This is a genomic window from Streptomyces sp. NPDC059917 (assembly GCF_042730635.1).
GTDB lineage: Bacteria > Actinomycetota > Actinomycetes > Streptomycetales > Streptomycetaceae > Streptomyces.
Genome location: NZ_JBHWLC010000002.1, coordinates 138,995 through 157,370, shown reverse-complemented (window position 1 = coordinate 157,370; position 18,376 = coordinate 138,995). Strand labels below are relative to the sequence as shown.

Genomic DNA, 18,376 nt, shown 5'->3' with positions numbered 1-18,376 from the left:
TCAGGCGTCGAAGCCGACCGGGTCGGGGCCGATCCGCCCGCCCGCCGTGGACAGCGCGTCGAGCGCGGCGAGGTCCTCGGCGTCCAGCTCGAAGCCGAAGACGTCCAGGTTCTCGCGGATGCGCGCCGGGGTGACCGACTTCGGGATCGCGACGTTCCCGAGCTGGAGGTGCCAGCGCAGCACCACCTGGGCGCCGGTGCGCCCGTGCTTGGCGGCGATCGCGGCGACGGCCGGCAGGGTCAGCAGTTCCTTGCCCTGGCCCAGCGGGGACCAGGCCTCGGTGGCGATCCCGAGGTCGGCGTGCACGGCGCGCAGCTCGGCCTGGTTGAAGAGCGGGTGCAGCTCGATCTGGTTGACGGCCGGGACCAGGGAGCTCTCGGTGGCGAGGCGCGCCAGCTGCGGCTGCCCGAAGTTGGACACGCCGACGGCCTTGGCGCGGCCGCTCGCGGCGATCTCCTCGAAGGTCTTCCAGATGGCGAGGTAGTCCTCGCGCATCGGGCGCGGCCAGTGGATCAGGTACAGGTCGACGTGGTCCAGGCCGAGCTTGGCGAGCGAGGAGTCGAACTCGCGCAGGACGTTGTCGCGGCCCCAGGTCTCGGACGGACCGTTCCACAGCTTCGTGGTGACGAACAGCTCCTCGCGGGGCAGGCCCGAGGCGGCGAGCGCCTTGCCGGTGCCGGCCTCGTTGCCGTAGATCGAGGCGGTGTCGATGCTGCGGTACCCGGCTTCCAGGGCGCTCCCGACGGCCCGTTCGGCCTCGGCGTCCGGGACCTGCCAGACGCCGTAGCCGAGCTGGGGCATGAGCGTGCCGTTGTTGAGCTTGATGGTGGGGACCTGGTTCACGTCTGGTCGTTCCCTCGACTCGGTGCGGTTGGTGCGTGCTGCGGTCGTACGGAACCCGCGCGGGCCCCTCCGTCGTACGGGCCCGAGGTGCCGTACGACCGGCGACAACCGGGCACCCGAGCACTCTATTCCCGCCATGCGCACCCCGCCGCCTCACGCGCCGCCCAGATACGCCTCCCGGACCCGCGGGTCCGCCCGCACCCGCGCCGCCGTACCTTCGGCCAGCACCGTTCCCAGGTCCAGCACCACCACCCGGGCGCACAGCTCCATCACGAACGCCACGTTGTGCTCGACCAGCAGCACCGCGCACCCCTCCTTTTCGGCCAGCCGGCGCACCACCGCGGCCAGCTGCTCCCGCTCCGGCGCCGACATCCCCGAGGCCGGCTCGTCCAGCAGCAGCACGCGCGGCGGATCCGCGACGGCCCGGGCCAGCTCCACCATCCGGGCCCGGCCCACCGGCAGGCCGCCCGCGTACCGCTCCCCGAGCGCCCCGAGCCCGCAGTCGGCCAGCACCCGCTCCGCCCGGGCCCGCCGCTCGCGCTCGCGGCGGCGCCGGGTCGGCGAGCCGACCAGGTCCGCGACGAGCCCGCCGCCCCCGCCCCGCCACTCCTGGGCCACCAGCAGGTTGTCGGCGACGCTGAGCTGTCCGAAGAGCTGCTGGCGCTGGAAGGTGCGGCGCATCCCGTGCCGGGCCCGCCAGACGGGGGAGCGGCGGGTGACGTCCGCCCCGTCGAGGAGCAACCGGCCCTCGTCCGGCCGCCGGATGCCCGACAGGACGTCGAAGAGGGTGGTCTTGCCCGCCCCGTTCGGCCCGATCAGCCCGCACACCTCGCCCGCCCGGACGCCGAGCGACACGCCGGTCAGCGCCCGGACCCCGCCGAAGCGCACGCTGACCCCGCGGGCCTCCAGGACGTACGCGTCCCCGTCCGGCGCGGCGGCCCGGGTCGTTCCCACCGTCGTGATCCGTGTCATGTGCCGATCCCCAGGTAGGCCTCGGTGAGCCGGTCCGCCTCCACCTCGGTGCGCGGTCCGCACCAGGAGACCCGGCCCTGGGACAGGTAGGCGACGGTGTCGGCGATGCCGAGGATCTCGGCCGCCTTCTCCTCCACCAGCAGCAGCGCCGTACCCGCGTCGCGCAGTTCGGCGAGCAGCCCGTACACCTCCTCCACCACCCGGGGCGCGAGCCCGAGCGAGGGCTCGTCCGCGATCAGCACCTCGGGCGGTCGCTGGAGCAGCGGGGCGAGCGCGAGCATCTGCTGCTCCCCGCCGGAGAGGGACCCGGCGGCCAGCGCGCGGCGCTCGCGCAGCCGGGGGAAGCGCGCGTACACGGCTTCCCGGGCGCGGGCGTCGGGGAGGTACAGGGCGAGGTTCTCCTCGATGGTGAGCGAGGGGAAGATCCCGCGCCCCTCCGGTGCCAGCAGCACCCCGGCCCGGGCCCGCCGCACGGGTCCGTCGCGGGTCGCGTCGTGCCCGCCGACGTACACGGCCCCGCCCGAGGCCCCGAGCAGCCCGGCGGCGACCTTGCAAGCGGTGCTCTTGCCGGCGCCGTTGGGACCGAGCACGGCCAGGATCTCCCCGCGCCGGACGGTGAGGTCCACCCCGTGCAGCACGGCCGCGCCGTCGTAACCGGCGTGCACCCCGCGCAGTTCGAGGGCGGCGTCCGGGTCGGGCGCGCCGGGCGCGGGCACCGCCGCGACCGGCTCCGGCCCGGGGGCGGCGGTCGCCGGGTCGCTCCGGGCCGCGGCGCGCCGCCGGGCGAGGCGGCCCGGGAGCGCCGCGCAGTACCCGTCCGGATCGTTGGCGAGGGCGACCCCGGCCAGCCCGAAGAGGATCACCGGCAGGTGGGGCGAGGTGGTCACGTAGTCCGCCAGCACCCGCGGAGCCACCGCGAAGACGAGCCCGGCGACCACCGCGTACTGCGGCCTGCGCACCCCCGCCGCCACCACCACGGCCAGCCACACCAGCCCGGTCATCGCGCTGAAGTCGGTGGCCGTGATCCGGGTGTTGTACGAGGCGTAGAGCACGCCCCCGAAACCGGCCAGCCCCGCCGAGAGCGTGCACAGCAGCAACTTGGTGCGCAGCACGGAGACCCCCGAGGCCACGGCCGCCGCGGGCGCGGACCGTACGGCGAGCATCGCCCGCCCCGACGGGGAGCCGCGCAGCGCGCTCAGAGCGGCGGCCACGAGCGCCACCAGCACCATCAGGGCCACGCCCAGCGCCCGGTCGTCGGAGAGGTCCACCGGCCCGATCACGGGGCGCGGCACGGACCAGCCGGTGTCCCCGTTGCGCAGCCACGGCAGCTGGAAGAGGACCTGGTCGGCCAGGAAGGCCAGGGCGAGGGTGGCCAGCGCCAGTGACCGGCCGCCGAGCCGCAGCGCGGGGAGCGCGACGAGCGCGCCGAGGACGGCGGCCGCGAGGGTGCCGGCCGCCAGGGCCAGGAAGAAGGGCCAGCCGTGGCTCATCAACAGCCCGGCCACCAGCGCCGCGCCGGTCACGAAGGTGGCCTGGGCGAGCGAGACCATCGAGCCGAGCCCGGTGAGCACGGTGAAGGACATGAACACCAGCGAGATCGCCAGCCCTTGGGCGATCAGCCCGCTCCAGAACGGCGTGGTCACGGTGTACAGCGCCACGCACACGAGCACCGCGCCCGCCGCCCACGGCCCCCAGCGCCGCCGCCACGGGGCTCCCGCCAGGTGGTCGGGCGGCGGCGCGTCGGCCGCGGCGGTGCCGGCCGCCCGGGCCCGCCGGGTCAGCACCAGCAGTCCGACGAAGAGGATCAGGAAGGGCACGGCGGTCCGCAGGCCCGTGATCCGGTCGGTGAAGTCCGCGTACCCGGCGACCAGGTTCTGCAGGACGCCCAGGCCCAGCCCGCCCGCGAAGGCCAGCGGTACGGAGACGAACCGCCCGATGACCGCGGCCGTCGCGGAGACGAAGAGGAACAGGGTGAAGTCGTGCGCGGACAGGCCGAGCAGGGGAGTGGCGAGCACCCCGGCGAGCCCGGCCAGGCCCGAGGCGATCATCCACGCGATGGAGGAGAGGCGGTCGGCGCCGATCCCGCGCAGCTCGGTCAGCGAGCGGTCGTCGACGCAGGCGCGCAGCCGCAGCCCGAGCCGGGTGTGGCGCATCAGCACCCACAGGGCCACCGCCACGACGGCCGTCACCACCCAGGTGATCAGCTGGTCGGAGTCGATGCCGACCCCGGGAAGGGGTTCCCAGGAGCGCGCGGGGCTCGGACCGACCCCGGGCAGCCCGAACTGGTTCTCCGCGGGCACCACGTCGGCGCCCGCGTCCGCCAGCAGGCCCACCACCCACAGCCCGGCGGCGGGCAGCGCGACCAGCAGTCCGATGGTCGCGACGATCTGCGCGCTCTCCCCGACCCGGGCGAGGCGCCGGAACATCAGCCGGTCCAGCCCCCAGCCGAGACCGGGGGCCAGGACGAGGACGACGAGCAGGGCCGCCGGGACGGCCGGCCAACCGAGCCCCGAGTGCAGTTCGTAGAAGGTGAGCGCGCACAGGTAGGCGGTGGCGCCGTGCGCGAAGTTGAAGAGGCCGGAGGCCGAATAGGACAGCACCAGCCCGGTGGCCAGCAGCGCGTAGAGGGCGCCGGAGACCAGACCGCTCAGTACGAAGACGAGCAGATCGACCATGGGTCAGCCCCTACTTGAAGGGGATCGGCTCGTAGCACTTGAACGGGACGGAGACCTCGTACGCCCCGTTCTTGAGCTGTACGAGCGCCCCGCAGCCGAAGCTGTTCTTCTGCCCCAGCGGCTCGGCCCGGTCACCGACCAGGGTCCCGGTGTCGGAGAAGGACTGGGCGGCGGTCTGGAAGGAGTCCACGGTCAGCTCCCGGCCCGCCTTCTTCGCGATCGACACGAAGAGGTCCGCCGACATGTAGCCGGTCAACATGTGCATGTTCAGGGGGATGTCCTTGCCGCCCGAGGCGGCCTTGATGTCGGCCTTGAACTGCGCCATCTTCGCGTCCGGCGACTCGAAGGGCTCGAACTGGAGCAGGACGTACACCCCGTCGAGGGCCTGCTTGGTCGCGTCCTTGGCGAGCAGCCCCGGGTCGTAGTCGGTCGGGTCGGACAGCAGCCCCTGGTAGCCGGCGCGCTTGAGGGCGGTGAACAGCCCGATGTTGTTCGGGGTCTGCATCACGGAGACGACGGCGTCGGGCGCCTTGCCGCCGTTGGAGGAGAGGATGTCCTTCACGTACGCCGACCAGTCGCTCGGCACGGCCGTGCCCGGCACGCTCGCCTTGGCGTAGGAGACGGTGAAACCGGCGCTCGCGAAGCCCTGCGAGAAGGTCCGCACGCCGAACTTGCCCGCGTCGCTGTCATTGGCGATGACGGCGACGGACTTGCCCTTCGCCCCGCCCAGGACCTGGCCGATGCCCTCGGGCCAGGTCTGGTTGAGGGTGCCGCCGGGGGTGGGGACCAGGCAGCCGTTGAAGCCGTAGATGTGCTTCGGTCCGCAGAAGGCGGGCGTGGTGCCCCAGCCGAAGGTGGGGACCTTCTGCTGCTCCAGGAAATCGGCGCCGGAGAAGGTCACCGAGCTCATCGGGGAGACGGCGAACACCTTGTCCTGCTGCACCAGTTTGCGGGCGGCCGCCAGGTTCTTGGCGGGGTCCTGGCCGTCGTCCTCCGCGCCGATGTAGTCGATCTTGCGCCCGTTCACCCCGCCCTCCGCGTTGGCCCGCAGGTAGCGCGCCTTCGCCCCGAGGTCGGTGTCCTTCTTGCTGTAGCCGCTGGCGGAGGTCATCGACACGATGCCGCCGACCTTGATCGAGGTGCCGCTGACCCCGCGGGCGGCCGCGGCGCCCGCGGCCGAGCCCGTACCGGAGGGCGAGGAGGTGCTCTTGGCGGCGGAGTTGCAGGCGGAGACGAGCGCGAGCGCCGCCGCGGTGGCGGCGAGGGTGCGGATCGGACGCAGCATGGATGGAGTCCCCTCCGGTCGGAATCCCCGCATTCTGTGCGCGACCTGACGACTCGTCAATATCAATGACAGGCAAAGTGACGAACCGTCAGGTGAAGGGGGTCCGGTCCGTCAGTGCTGGTAGAGCGCCGCCACCTCCTGCTCGTACGCCGCCTCGATCGCCCGCCGCTTGAGCTTGAGCGAAGGGGTCAGGAGCCCCCGCTCCTCGCTGAACTGTTCCGGCAGCAGCCGGAAGGTACGGATCGACTCCGCCTGGGACACCCGGGTGTTGGCGGTCACCACCGCCCGCCGCACCTCCGCCATCAGGTCCTCGTCCCGCACCAGCTCGGCCGGGGGCAGCTGCGGGCGGCCGCGCATCGCCAACCAGTGCGCGACCCCTTCCGTGTCCAGCGTCAACAGGGCCGCGATGTAAGGCCGGTCGTTGCCCACCAGCACGCACTGCGACACCAGCGGGTGCGCCCGCACCCGCTCCTCCAACGCCGTCGGCGACACCGACTTCCCGTTGGAGGTCACCAGGATCTCCTTCTTCCGCCCGGTGATCGTGAGGTAGCCGTCCGCGTCGAGCCGCCCCAGGTCCCCGGTCGCCAACCAGCCCCCGCGCAGCACGGCCCCGCTCGACGGCGGGTCGTTGAGGTAGCCCGAGAAGACGTGCGCCCCGCTCAGCCAGACCTCTCCGTCGTCCGCGATGTGCACCGAGGTGCCCGGGATCGGGTGGCCCACCGTCCCGTACTTCGTCGCCCCCGGCGGGTTGGCGGTCGCCGCCGCGCAGGACTCGGTCAGCCCGTAGCCCTCGAAGACGGTCACCCCCGCGCCGTCGAAGAACAGCCCGAGCCGCCGCGACATCGCGGAGCCGCCCGACATCGCGTAGCGGATGCGGCCGCCCAGCGCCTCGCGGACCTTCCCGTACACCAGCTTGTCGAAGAACTGGTGCTCCATCCGCAGCGCCGCCGACGGGCCGGGACCGCTGCCGAAGGCCTTCTGCTCGCGGGCCTCGGCGTAGCGCACGGCCGTCTCCACCGCCCGGTCGAAGGGACCGGTGCGCCCCTCGGCCTCCGCCTTGCGCCGGGCCGCCGCGAACACCTTCTCGAAGACGTACGGAACCCCCAGCACGAAGGTCGGCCGGAACGCCGCCAGGTCGGGCAGCAGCTCGGCCGCCGCCAACACCGGCTGGTGCCCGAGCTTGACCCGGGACCGGATCGCCGCGACCTCCACCATCCGCCCGAAGACGTGGGCGAGCGGGAGGAAGAGGAGGGTGGAGGGCTCCTCGCCCGACTTCGCCCGGAACACCGCCTCCCAGCGCGTCACCAGGGTGTCCGCCTCGTACATGAAGTTGGCGTGGGTCAGCACGCAGCCCTTGGGGCGGCCGGTGGTGCCCGAGGTGTAGATGACCGTGGCCACGGCGTCCGGGGTGACCGCGCCGCGGTGGCGGTGCACGACGTCGTCCGACACCCCCCGCCCGTCCGCGACCAGCTGGTCCAGGGCGCCCGCGTCCAGCTGCCACAGCCGCCGCAGCCGCGGCAGGCCCTCGATCACCGAACCCACCGTCATCGCCTGGTTCTCGTCCTCGACCACCACGGCCGTGCAGCCGGAATCGAAGAGGATCCAGTACGCCTGGTCGGCGGCGGCCGTGGGGTAGACGGGCACGGGCTGCGCGCCGACCGCCCAGAGCGCGAAGTCGAAGAGGGTCCACTCGTACCGGGTGCGCGCCATGATGCCGACCCGGTCACCGAACCGGATCCCCTGCGCCAGCAGGCCCTTCGCCAGCTCCAGCACCTGCGCGCACAGCTGCGCCGAGGTGACGTCCGTCCAGACCCCGTCGATCTTGCGGCCGAGCACCACCCGGTCCGGGTCCTCGCGGGCGTACTGGAAGACGGCATCGGCCAGGCCCCCGACGGGCGCGGCCGTCACGACGGGTGGGACGGTCATCTCGCGCACAGCCGACTCCTCTCGGCACGACTCCGCTCCGTACAGCGCCGGTGACGGTACTCCGGGTCGGGTCCCGGGGGGAGGGGTCCGGGCGATCTCTTTCGCCGCCATCATCACTGGTCAGCGGGGAGTGCCAAGGCGCGAACGCCCCGAGGGGGAAGACCTGCGGCGAATCTCCACGAGACCTGCGCGCTGCGCGCACGGGTGGCGGGGTGCGCAGGCCCGGCCACGGGGCGCGCGGCGCAGGCCCGGGGCGCTGGCCCGGGGCGTACGGGCGGGGGTGCAGGGCTGGGCCACGGGGTGCAGGCCCGCAGTGCAGGCCCGGGGGCGTACGGGCGGGGGCGTCAGCCAGGGAGTCGGCCCGGGCGTCAGCCAGGGAGTCGGCCCGGGTGTCAGTCCGGGCGGGTCAGGCGGGCCGGGCCGGTGAGGATGGCGGTGGCCAGGGCGTCCGCGGCGGGGGTCGGGCGGCGCCCCTGGAGCACCGCGAACTCCACCCGCCCCAGCTCCGGCAGCCCCGCACGGTCCGCGACCGGGACCAGGCCGGGGGGAATCAGGCCGCGGGTGTGGGCCATCACCCCGAGCCCGGCCCGGGCCGCCGCGATCAGAGCGCTCAGGCTGCCGCTCGTACACGCGATCCGCCACGCGCGCCCCTCCCGCTCCAAGACCTCCAGCGCCCGGGCCCGGGTGATCCCGGGCGGCGGGTAGACGATCAGCGGGACCGGCCGGTCCGGATCCACCCGCAGCCCGGCCGCACCGATCCACACCATCCGGTCCCGCCAGACGAGCCGCCCCCGCTCGTCCCCCGGCCCGCGCCGCTTGGCCAGCACCAGATCCAGGCGCCCCGCGTCCAACCGCTCGTGCAAGGTCCCGGACAGCTCCACCGACAGCTCCAGGTCCACCTCGGGGTGCGCGTGCCGGAACCCCTCCAGGATCTCCGGCAGCCGCGTCTGCACGAAGTCCTCCGACGCCCCGAACCGCAGGCGCCCGCGCAGCCGCGTCCCGCTGAAGAAGGCGGCCGCCCGCTCGTGCGCCGCCAGGATGGTCCGGGCGAAGCCGAGCAGCGCCTCGCCGTCCTCGGTCAGCTCCACGTGGTGCGTGTCCCTCAGGAACAGCGGCCGCCCCGTGGCCTCCTCCAGTCGCCGCACGTGCTGGCTCACCGTGGACTGGCGCACCCCGAGCCGCCCCGCGGCCTGCGTGAAGCTCAGCGTCTGGGCCACCGTGAGGAACGTGCGCAACTGCACCGGGTCGTACATGCCCGTCATACCGGTCATGGCCCTCCACGCTATCGCAGATCGTGATGACAGTCAGAGCGGTGTGCGTGTTTCCCGATGGCCACCGCGCCCCCGACCATGAAGGAGCGGCGCGACCACCCGGGCGCGAACCGCCCGACCACACGTGCCCGACAGCGAGTGCCCGACGGCAGGGGAGTGAGTACCGCCATGCGCCGCCGCCCGCAGCTTCCCGCGCCGCCCTCCTGGCTCCCGCTGGACCCCTACGTCCTGGCCCTGCTCGCCACCGTCGCCCTCGCCGCGCTCCTGCCCGCACGCGGCGCGGTCGCGCCCGTCGCCGACGGTGCCTCCACCGCCGCCGTGGCCCTCCTCTTCTTCCTCTACGGGGCCCGGCTCTCCACCCGCGAGGCCCTCGACGGCCTGCGCCACTGGCGGCTCCACCTCGCTGTCCTGGCCTGCACCTTCGTCCTCTTCCCCCTGCTCGGTCTGGCCGCGCGGGCCCTGGTCCCCACCCTCCTGACGCCCCCGCTCTACAGCGGCCTGCTCTTCCTCTGCCTGGTCCCGTCGACGATCCAGTCCTCGATCGCCTTCACCTCCATAGCCCGCGGCAACGTGCCCGCCGCCATCTGCGCCGGATCCTTCTCCAGCCTCGCCGGCATCTTCCTGACCCCGCTCCTCGCGGCCGGGCTGCTCGGCCACGACGCGGGCGGCTTCTCCCTCGACTCCCTGCTGAAGATCGTCCTGCAGTTGCTGTTGCCGTTCCTCCTCGGTCAGTCGCTCCGCCGCTGGGTCGGCGGCTTCCTCACCCGCAACCGGGCGGTCCTCGGCTACGTCGACCGCGGTTCGATCCTGCTCGTGGTCTACGCCGCCTTCAGCGCGGGCATGGTCGCCGGGATCTGGCACCAGGTGAGCGTGGCCCGGCTCGGCGCCCTGATGGCGGTGGAGGCGGTGCTGCTCACCGTCATGCTGCTGGTCACCTGGTACGGCGCCGGGCGGCTCGGCTTCGACCGGGCGGACCGGATCGCCATCCAGTTCGCCGGGTCCAAGAAGAGCCTGGCGGCCGGACTCCCGATGGCCAGCGTGCTGTTCGGGGCCCAGGCGAGCCTCGCGGTGCTCCCGCTGATGCTCTTCCACCAGATGCAGTTGATGGTCTGCGCCGTGCTCGCCCGCCGCCGGGCGGCCGACCCGCACCCCGAACTCCCCTCCGACCGTGTGGTGGAGGTCTCCCGCACGGCCCAACACCCCGCCCCCGGAGCCCGGTAACGTGCGTCGGTGACCTGGATACGCCCCCACTCCGCCCGCGCCGAACGCCCCTGCACCCTGGTGGTGTGCCGCGGCTGCTGCTGCGGCGACCCGCGCAAGAACCCCGGGACCGACCACGCCGGTCAACTGGCCCGGCTCCGCGCGGCCGCCGAGGACTCCGAGGGCCGCCTCGCCGTCCGTACCGTCGACTGCCTCGGCCCCTGCGCCCAGGCCAACGTGATCGTCGTGCAGCCCGCGACCGAGGCCCGCCGCAAGGGCGCCCGCGCCACCTGGTTCGGCTGGGTCATGGACGACACCGCGACCGACGACATCGTCGGCTGGGCACTGGCCGGCGGCCCCGGCATCGCCCTCCCGCCGGACGCCCTCGACCTGCACCGCATCGAGCCCCCCAGCCCGAAGAAGACCGCCCGCGGCCGCAGACTCTAGCCGCGTGCGCCTGACCGACCGCCTGACCGTCTGACCGTCCGGCCGAACGTGCGTCGAGCCGTTCGGTCGGTCGCTCACGACCCCGGAGCTCCGGTGATGAGCGCTCTCCCCGCGGTGCCCGCGCAGGTCGCGTGGTACGACACGGGCAACCACGTCTTCCCCTACGCGGCGCGGGTCGAGGGGCGTTGGCTGGTCCTGCGACTCAACGACTTTCCCGAGCATCCCCTGCTCACCCTCTTCATCGACGCGCGGGTCATCGCCGACGTGGACGACGCTCCGACCGGTTGGCGGCTCCCGCCCCGGTCGGTGCTCCCGGTGCTGGGTGCGCCGGAGCGCGCGCAGGTGCTCGCGGCCATGGCCGGTCTCGGCCCTTACGGCGCCGAAGCGGGCGCCCCGTGCACGGGTGACTGGTGCACGTGCAGCATCCTCACCGATGCATACGTGACCCGGCCAGCGCTCCCACCACGCCCCGCCCCGGATCAGGGCTGACGGGCTGCGGCACGCGCCGAGATCGGCTCAGGTTCCGGCTCCGGCGGCGGCTCCGGCTTCGGCTTCGGCAGCGGCCTTGAGGTCCGCCAGCCACGCTTCGAGGCCCTGGCGGAGGAGCGCGGTAGCGGTGGGGACGTCGGCGTCGACCTGGGGGCCGGTATGGGTCTCCTCGGTGGTGACCCGCACCCCACCGCGGGTCGCGGTGAAGTTCCACACGTGCACGCCGTCGATGCGCAGGCCCTCGCCGACCGCCGGTCCCGTCCAGCGTATGCAGGAACGAGGGCTGAGCTGTTCGATCGTCGAGGTGATCTCCAGGCTCCTGGCCGGTGTCGGGTTCGGGGGGACCGGTGTGGTCCAGCGAAAGGCCGAGCCCTTGTGGAGGGGGCCGTGGTCGAGGCGTTCGGCGGTGGTCACGGGAGCCTGCCAGGCGGGCCAGCCCTCGACATCGGTTTGCAGCTTCCAGACCGTGCTCAGCGGTGCGTCGATGAAGATCTCGGCCCGGTGTCGCACGCGGGCGTCGGGGTCGACGCCGACCCCGCGGCAGGTCAGTGACCGGGCGGACGGCGGGTGCGGGTCGGTCGCGTTGGCAGCCCCGGCGGGGGCCGCGGCGGTCCCGAGGAGGCCGATGGTGAGCGGTGCGGCTAACAGGGCGGCACGGATGGCGCCCTGGCGGCGGATGCCGAACATGGAGGTCCCTCCGCTTAGTGGCTCAATCGATGGTTAGAGGATATAACTCCATCGCAGCGAAGGGCAATAGTTTGCGTGATACCTTCTAACTTTTATCAATGGCGGTCCGCAGTGAGGGCCCGTAGTGAGGGCCCATAGCGAGGGCCCGCGCTGGGGGTCCGCGCCCCCACCGGGGCTAGGGCAGCAGGATCCGTTCCTCGCCCGCGTAGACGTTCATGTTCCGGCCGCGCAGGAAGCCGACGAGGGTGAGTCCCGACTCGACCGCGAGGTCCACGGCGAGCGAGGAGGGCGCGGAGACGGCGGCCAGCATCGGGATCCCGGCCATCACCGCCTTCTGTGCCAGCTCGAAGGAGGCCCGACCCGACACCAGCAGCACCGACCCGGCCAGCGGCAGCCGACCCTCGCGCAGCGCTCGACCGACGATCTTGTCCACCGCGTTGTGGCGGCCCACGTCCTCGCGCACGTCGACCAGTTCGCCCGCCGCAGTGAACAGCCCGGCCGCGTGCAGACCGCCCGTGCTGTCGAACACCTTCTGCGCGGCGCGCAGCCGGTCCGGCAGTTCCGCGAGGAGATCGGCCGTGATGCGCAGCGGGTCCGCGCCGATGATGTCCGGGAAGCGGCTCGCCGTGCGCACCGCGTCCAGGCTGGCCTTTCCGCACAACCCGCAGGACGACGTCGTGTAGACGTTCCGCTCCAGCGTGATGTCCGGCACCGGAACCCCGGCGGCCAGCTGGACGTTGACGATGTTGTAGGTGTTGCTGCCGTCCTCGGCCTGACCCTCGCAGTAGGTCACCGCCCGGACGTCCGAGGTGTGCGCCAGTACGCCCTCGCTCACCAGGAAGCCAGCCGCCAGTGCGAAGTCGTCGCCGGGGGTGCGCATGGTGATCGCCAGCGGCTTCCCGTTCAGCCGGATCTCCAGCGGTTCCTCGGCGACCAGGGTGTCCGGGCGCGTCCCGACCACCCCGTCCCGGATCCGGACGACGCGGCGACGTTCGGTGACCCGTCCCATGGTGATCAGTCCACCCGTTCTCTCGTTCTCGCCGGTGCGGAGGCCGGCACCGGGCTGTCAGGTCCATTCTCCCGTATCGCTCCATACACGTGCTCCGCAGGAAGATCCTCCGGAATCTCCAAATTCCGCCGCACGAACCTGTCGGGTCACGCGCCCTCGTACCAGTCAGTAGCAGGCGAAGCTGGGTGATCCTGACTGCCGTACGAGGGGGATCCTGCCCATGACCGGTTCACGCGTGGTGGCTCTGGGGCACTACCAGCCCGCGAAAGTGATCACCAACGAGGACCTCGCGGCCATGGTCGACACGAACGACGAGTGGATCCGCTCGCGGGTGGGGATCAAGACCCGCCGCATGGCCGGTCCCGACGAACCCGTGGACGAGCTGGCCTTCCAAGCCGCGGGCAAGGCCCTGGCGAGCGCGGGACTGACCCCCGACGACATCGACCTCGTCCTCGTCGCGACCTCGACCGCGATCGACCGCTCGCCCAACATGGCGGCCCGCGTCGCCGCCAAGCTCGGCATGGGCGGCAACCCCGCCGTGATGGACATCAACGTCGTCTGCTCGGGCTTCACGCACGCCCTGGCCACCGCCGACCACGCCATCCGCGCCGGGTCCGCCACCCGCGCGCTGGTCATCGGCGCCGACAAGATGACCGAGATCACCGACTGGAGCGACCGCACCACCTGCGTGCTCACCGGTGACGGCGCGGGCGCCGCGGTCGTCGAGGCCTGCGAGGAGCCGGGCATCGGCCCCGTCCTGTGGGGCTCGGTACCGGAGATGGGCCACGCCGTCCGCATCGAGGGCAGCCCGCCGGTCTTCGCCCAGGAGGGCCAGTCCGTCTACCGCTGGGCCACGACCCAGCTGCCGCCGCTCGCGCGCAAGGCCTGCGAGCGCGCCGGGATCACCCCGGAGGACCTCGCCGGAGTCGTCCTGCACCAGGCGAACCTGCGCATCATCGAGCCGCTCGCCGCCAAGATCGGGGCCGTCAACGCGGTCGTCGCCCGCGACGTCGTCGACTCGGGCAACACCTCGGCCGGCAGCATTCCGATGGCCCTGTCCAAGCTGGTCGAGCGCGGCGAGATCCCCTCGGGCGCCCCCGTCCTGCTCTTCGGCTTCGGCGGCAACCTCTCCTACGCGGGCCAGGTCATCCACTGCCCGTGACCGCCTGCCCGTGACTGCCTGCCCGTGACCGCGTCGGCCCGTCGGGCGCACGGCGTGTTGCACTGCGCGTACCAGCGGCGCAACAGGCTGTGCACCCGACGGCCGCACGAGGGACCTTCGCCCGGTGAGATGCCCCGGCAGGCTGCTGACCACCGTTTATATGGGCGAAGAGCACTCCGAAGCTTTGCTATGGTTGTCCTTGTCGCCACGGGAGACCGCGGCCGACCACCTTGTCCGGGTGGCGGAATGGCAGACGCGCTAGCTTGAGGTGCTAGTGCCCTTTATCGGGCGTGGGGGTTCAAGTCCCCCCTCGGACACCAATGTATGGCCCCCTGCGGTTCGCAGGGGGCCATACGTGTTTCTGCGGAGCAGGCGGGGTCTGCGCGGGGGAATCCCCGGCCCGTCCCGGGGTAGGCGCACGGCGACTCCAGCCGTACCACCGGGGAACACCACCCGGGCCCGGCGACCTCTTGGGAGCGATCATGGGCAACGCGCACTACGGGACGCGGACCTTCGTCCGTTCCGACGCCTTCTTCGCGGACCGGATCACGGCGGACGGTAGGGACGGCTGGCCCGTCGAGGCCGGCCGCTACCGGTTGGTGGTGAGCCGCGCCTGCCCGTGGGCGAGCCGCGCGCTCGTCGTCCGCAGACTGCTGGGTCTGGAGGACGCCCTGTCGCTGGCCGTGGCGGACCCGATCCAGGACGACCGCAGCTGGCGGTTCACCCTGGACCCGGGGGGACGGGATCCCGTACTCGGCATCCGCTATCTCAGCGAGGCCTACGACGCCCGCGCGCGGGACTACTCCGGCGGTGTCAGCGTCCCCGCGATCGTGGACGTCCCGAGCGGCCGGGTCGTGACCAACGACTTCCAGCGCATCACCCTCGACCTCGCGACCGAGTGGCGGGCCCTGCACCGCACCGGCGCCCCCGAGCTCTATCCGGAGCCGCAGCGCGCGGAGATCGACGACGTGATGGAGGGCATCTACCGGGACGTCAACAACGGGGTGTACCGGGCCGGTTTCGCCACGGAGCAGAGCGCGTACGAGGAGGCGTACGCGACGCTGTTCAGTCGCCTGGACCAGGTGTCCCGGAGGCTGGCGGACCGCCGCTACCTCATGGGGGACCACATCACCGAGGCGGACGTCAGGCTGTTCACGACGCTGGTGCGCTTCGACGCCGTCTACCACGGCCACTTCAAGTGCAACCGGTCGAAGCTGGCCGAGGATCCGGTGCTGTGGGCGTACGCCCGGGACCTGTACCAGACGCCCGGGTTCGGCGACACGGTCGACTTCGACCACATCAAGCGTCACTACTACCAGGTGCACAGCGGCATCAACCCGACCGGCATCGTACCGGCGGGGCCCGAGCCGTCCGGCTGGCGGACCCCGCACCACCGAGAGGGCCTCGGCGGCAGCCCCTTCGGGGACACCGGGACGCCGCCCGGACCCGCACCCGCCGGCGAGGCGGTCCCAGCTCCCGCCCCCGCCCCCGCGGGCGGGAGCTGACGGCACGGGAACAAGCGGGTCGGCGACCGACGGGAGCTGCCGGATCCTCACGGGCGCGCCGGATTCGTAGCCGAAATACCTGGTCAGTAGAGCTGTGAGCCCTTGATAGAGTTTCCCTTGTCGCCACGGGAGACCGCGGCCGACCACCTTGTCCGGGTGGCGGAATGGCAGACGCGCTAGCTTGAGGTGCTAGTGCCCTTTATCGGGCGTGGGGGTTCAAGTCCCCCCTCGGACACCAGGGTCGATCGACCACATGGAGCCGGTCAGAGCGAGAAGGCGTCGCTCTGACCGGCTCTGTCGTTGTTCCCTCGCGCCGCCCGGGCAGGCGGAGCTCCTCTTCTTCTCCCCGCGAGCGCGGGTGTCATCGGGATTTCATCGTGCCTCCTTAGCGTGGCCGCGTTCGGACGGGCGTGCGCAGCGCAGGGGAAGGACGGCTCGATGGCGCGGAGATTCAGGGCGCGGCTGCCGGTGGCGGCCGCGGTCGCGGTAGCGGTGATGAGCACCATGGCGGCCGCGGGCCCGCCCGCCGGCGGGCACGCGGGGGCGGCGGGGCCGGACAAGCCGACGATCCGGTACACCGAGTACGGGATCCCGCACATCGTCGCCTCGGACTGGACGGGGCTGGGCACGGGGTACGGCTACGCGGCGGCCAAGGACAACATCTGCACGCTGGCCGGCACCTACCTGATGGTCAACGCGCAGCGGTCCCGCTACCTGGGCCCCGACGGCCGGGCGAGTCCCGGCGAGAACCAGAACGTCACCACCAACCTCAACAGCGACCTGTACTTCCAGCGGATCAACGACGACCGGGTGGTGGAGCGGCAGATCGACCGGCCCGCCCCCGACGGGCCCGAGCCCGAGGTCAAGGAGGCCATCCGCGGCTACGTGCGGGGGTACAACAGGTACCTGGCCGAGACCGGGGTGGACAACATCACCGATCCGGCCTGCCGCGGGGCGGCCTGGGTGCGGCCGATCACGGAACTGGACGTCTACCGGCACGCGCACGCCGAGATCATCATGGGCAGCGCCGACCCCCTGCTGGACGGCGAGGTGAACGCGGCGCCGCCCGGCGCGAGCGCCGCGGCCGCCGCCCCGGCGGCCTCCTCGGCCGAGGAGACCGCGACGAAGATCCGCGACGCGCTCGCCGTCAACCGCCGGCAGAGCATGGGGAGCAACGCCCTGGCGGTCGGCTCGCAGGGGGTGTCCGGGGGCACCGCCATGCTGCTGGCCAACCCGCACTTCCCCTGGCAGGGCAAGAACCGGATGTGGCAGAGCCAGCTGACGATCCCGGGGCGGCTGAACGTCTCCGGGGCCAGCCTGCTCGGCTTCCCCGCGGTGAACATCGGGCACAACGACGACGTCGCCTGGAGCCACACGGTCGCCACGGTGGCGCCCTTCGGGCTGTTCGACGTACAGGTCGACCCCCTCAACCCGACGAAGTACCTGGTCGACGGGGCCTGGCAGTCGATGACCTCGCAGCAGGTCGGCGTCGACGTACTGAAGCCGGACGGCTCCCTCGGCAAGGTCACCAGGACCCTGTGGTCCACCCGGTACGGCCCGATCGCCACCTCCATCCTGGGCATCCCGCTGCCCTGGGTGGTCAGCGCGCACGCGGTGCGCGACGCGAACATGGGCAACCTGCGGGCGCTGAACACCTGGTTCCACCTCGACCAGGCCAAGGACGTGGGCGAGGTGGTGAACACGCTGGAGACCACCGAGGGCGTCCCCTTCTTCAACACCGTCGCCGCCGACCGCAAGGGCAAGGCGCTCTACGCGGACATCCAGGCCACCCCGAACATCACCGACGCGCACGCGCAGTCGTGCCTCACCGAGACCGGCAAGCTCCTGTTCAACCAGGTGCTACGGCTGCCGAACGTACCGCCCGTCTCGATCTTCGACGGCAAGCGCGGCGCCTGCGCCTGGCCCGACGACCCGAACGCGGTGGCGCCGGGGCTGCTGGACCCGCACAAGCAGCCGCGCCTGATCCGGTCCGACTTCGTCGGCAACGCCAACGACAGCGCCTGGCTGGCCAATCCGGAGCAACCGATGGCCTTCCCCCGGGTGATGGGCGACACGGCTGCGCCGCGTTCGCTGCGCACCCAGGAGCTGATCCTGACCGCGCAGAACCGGATCAACGGCACCGACGGCCTGCCCGGCAGGGGCTTCACGCCGGAGAACATGCGGCAGTTGCTCTTCGCCGACAACAGCAGGGCGGCCGACCTGGCCCTCGACGCCACCGTGCGGATGTGCCAGAGCCAGCCCTTCGGGCTGATCCTGGTGGACGGCAACCTCGTCAACGTCAGCGAGGCGTGCCCGATCCTGGCGGCCTGGAAGGACCACGACTTCACGGCGGGCAGCAGGGGTTCGTGGCTGTTCGAGAACTACTGGGCGTTCCTGCTGAACGGCCAGTCGATCGAGAAGCTGCCGTGGCGGGTCCCCTTCGACCCCAAGGACCCGGTGCACACGCCGAATTCGCTCGATTCCGGGAGCTCCGCCGTCCGCGATGCCTTCGGTCGTGCGGTGCTCGCGCTGCGCAATGCGGGAATCCCGCTGAACGCGCCGCTGTCGGACGTCCAGAAGATCACCCGCAACGGCGAGTCGATCCCGATCCACGGCTCGGTGTCGGAGCTGGGCGTGCTGAACGTGGTCACCCCCGGCCAGGTCGACGGGAAGCTCGACATCACCTTCGGGTCCAGCTTCGTCCAGCAGGTGAGCTTCACCGCCGACGGGCCGCCGCGGGCGTCCTCGGTACTGGCGTACTCGCAGTCGGCCAACCCGAATTCACCGCACTACGCGGACCAGACCAAGCTCTTCTCGGCGGGTCGGTGGGTGACCGAACGCTTCACCGAGGACGACATCGCGGCCTCGCCGGAGCTGGAGGTCAAGGTCCTGGACTGAACGGCCC

General features: G+C 72.4%; 14 protein-coding genes and 2 tRNA genes. 8 read left to right on the top strand and 8 right to left on the bottom strand.

What is annotated here, in order from left to right:
• The 6 genes from ACFWAR_RS01925 to ACFWAR_RS01900 form a co-directional block, all read right to left on the bottom strand.
• Entirely contained in the window at window positions 1–843 is an 843-nt protein-coding gene (locus ACFWAR_RS01925) for an aldo/keto reductase (RefSeq protein ID WP_385772304.1), read from the bottom strand.
• Window positions 844–996: 153 nt separating this feature from the next.
• Window positions 997–1,815 (bottom strand): ABC transporter ATP-binding protein, encoded by an 819-nt coding sequence (locus tag ACFWAR_RS01920; RefSeq protein WP_385772303.1) that lies wholly within the window; start codon window positions 1,813–1,815, stop codon window positions 997–999.
• On the bottom strand, window positions 1,812–4,490 hold the full coding sequence (locus ACFWAR_RS01915) for an ATP-binding cassette domain-containing protein (protein WP_385772302.1): 2,679 nt from the start codon (window positions 4,488–4,490) through the stop codon (window positions 1,812–1,814). Before ACFWAR_RS01915 ends, ACFWAR_RS01920 begins: the two co-directional genes overlap by 4 nt.
• A gap of 10 nt (window positions 4,491–4,500) precedes the next feature.
• Window positions 4,501–5,775 carry an ABC transporter substrate-binding protein gene (locus ACFWAR_RS01910; protein WP_385772301.1) on the bottom strand — a complete coding sequence of 425 codons (1,275 nt, stop codon included), beginning with the start codon at window positions 5,773–5,775 and terminating at the stop codon, window positions 4,501–4,503.
• Between the two features lie 111 nt (window positions 5,776–5,886).
• Window positions 5,887–7,701 (bottom strand): AMP-dependent synthetase/ligase, encoded by a 1,815-nt coding sequence (locus ACFWAR_RS01905; protein WP_385772369.1) that lies wholly within the window; start codon window positions 7,699–7,701, stop codon window positions 5,887–5,889.
• 392 nt (window positions 7,702–8,093) lie between these two features.
• Entirely contained in the window at window positions 8,094–8,954 is an 861-nt protein-coding gene (locus tag ACFWAR_RS01900) for a LysR substrate-binding domain-containing protein (protein WP_385772368.1), read from the bottom strand.
• 186 nt (window positions 8,955–9,140) lie between these two features.
• On the opposite strand from ACFWAR_RS01900, the gene ACFWAR_RS01895 reads away from it, so the two are divergent.
• From ACFWAR_RS01895 to ACFWAR_RS01885, 3 genes are all read left to right on the top strand, one after another.
• On the top strand, window positions 9,141–10,193 hold the full coding sequence (locus tag ACFWAR_RS01895) for a bile acid:sodium symporter family protein (protein WP_385772367.1): 1,053 nt from the start codon (window positions 9,141–9,143) through the stop codon (window positions 10,191–10,193).
• A gap of 9 nt (window positions 10,194–10,202) precedes the next feature.
• Window positions 10,203–10,619: a (2Fe-2S) ferredoxin domain-containing protein gene (locus ACFWAR_RS01890; RefSeq protein ID WP_385772300.1), complete on the top strand. Its 417-nt coding sequence runs from the start codon at window positions 10,203–10,205 to the stop codon at window positions 10,617–10,619.
• 96 nt (window positions 10,620–10,715) lie between these two features.
• The gene (locus tag ACFWAR_RS01885) at window positions 10,716–11,108 is read left to right on the top strand and encodes a hypothetical protein (RefSeq protein WP_385772299.1); all 393 of its coding nucleotides are present in this window, start codon (window positions 10,716–10,718) and stop codon (window positions 11,106–11,108) included.
• A gap of 27 nt (window positions 11,109–11,135) precedes the next feature.
• Here the strand turns inward: ACFWAR_RS01885 and ACFWAR_RS01880 are convergent, their stop codons facing one another.
• Both ACFWAR_RS01880 and fdhD read right to left on the bottom strand, forming a co-directional pair.
• Window positions 11,136–11,795 (bottom strand): SRPBCC family protein, encoded by a 660-nt coding sequence (locus ACFWAR_RS01880; RefSeq protein WP_385772298.1) that lies wholly within the window; start codon window positions 11,793–11,795, stop codon window positions 11,136–11,138.
• A gap of 175 nt (window positions 11,796–11,970) precedes the next feature.
• Window positions 11,971–12,804 (bottom strand): formate dehydrogenase accessory sulfurtransferase FdhD, encoded by an 834-nt coding sequence (fdhD, locus tag ACFWAR_RS01875; protein WP_385772297.1) that lies wholly within the window; start codon window positions 12,802–12,804, stop codon window positions 11,971–11,973.
• Between the two features lie 220 nt (window positions 12,805–13,024).
• On the opposite strand from fdhD, the gene ACFWAR_RS01870 reads away from it, so the two are divergent.
• The 5 genes from ACFWAR_RS01870 (at window position 13,025) to ACFWAR_RS01850 (ending at window position 18,369) form a co-directional block, all read left to right on the top strand.
• Window positions 13,025–13,966, top strand: a complete 942-nt coding sequence (locus ACFWAR_RS01870) for a beta-ketoacyl-ACP synthase III (protein WP_385772296.1) — start codon at window positions 13,025–13,027, stop codon at window positions 13,964–13,966.
• Window positions 13,967–14,198: 232 nt separating this feature from the next.
• Window positions 14,199–14,286: transfer RNA gene (locus ACFWAR_RS01865), tRNA-Leu, on the top strand.
• 162 nt (window positions 14,287–14,448) lie between these two features.
• Complete coding sequence (locus tag ACFWAR_RS01860; RefSeq protein ID WP_385772295.1) at window positions 14,449–15,471, top strand: glutathione S-transferase family protein; 1,023 nt, start codon at window positions 14,449–14,451, stop codon at window positions 15,469–15,471.
• A gap of 150 nt (window positions 15,472–15,621) precedes the next feature.
• Window positions 15,622–15,709, top strand: a tRNA-Leu gene (locus ACFWAR_RS01855).
• Between the two features lie 200 nt (window positions 15,710–15,909).
• On the top strand, window positions 15,910–18,369 hold the full coding sequence (locus ACFWAR_RS01850; protein WP_385772294.1) for a penicillin acylase family protein: 2,460 nt from the start codon (window positions 15,910–15,912) through the stop codon (window positions 18,367–18,369).
• The last annotated feature ends 7 nt before the right edge of the window (window positions 18,370–18,376 follow it).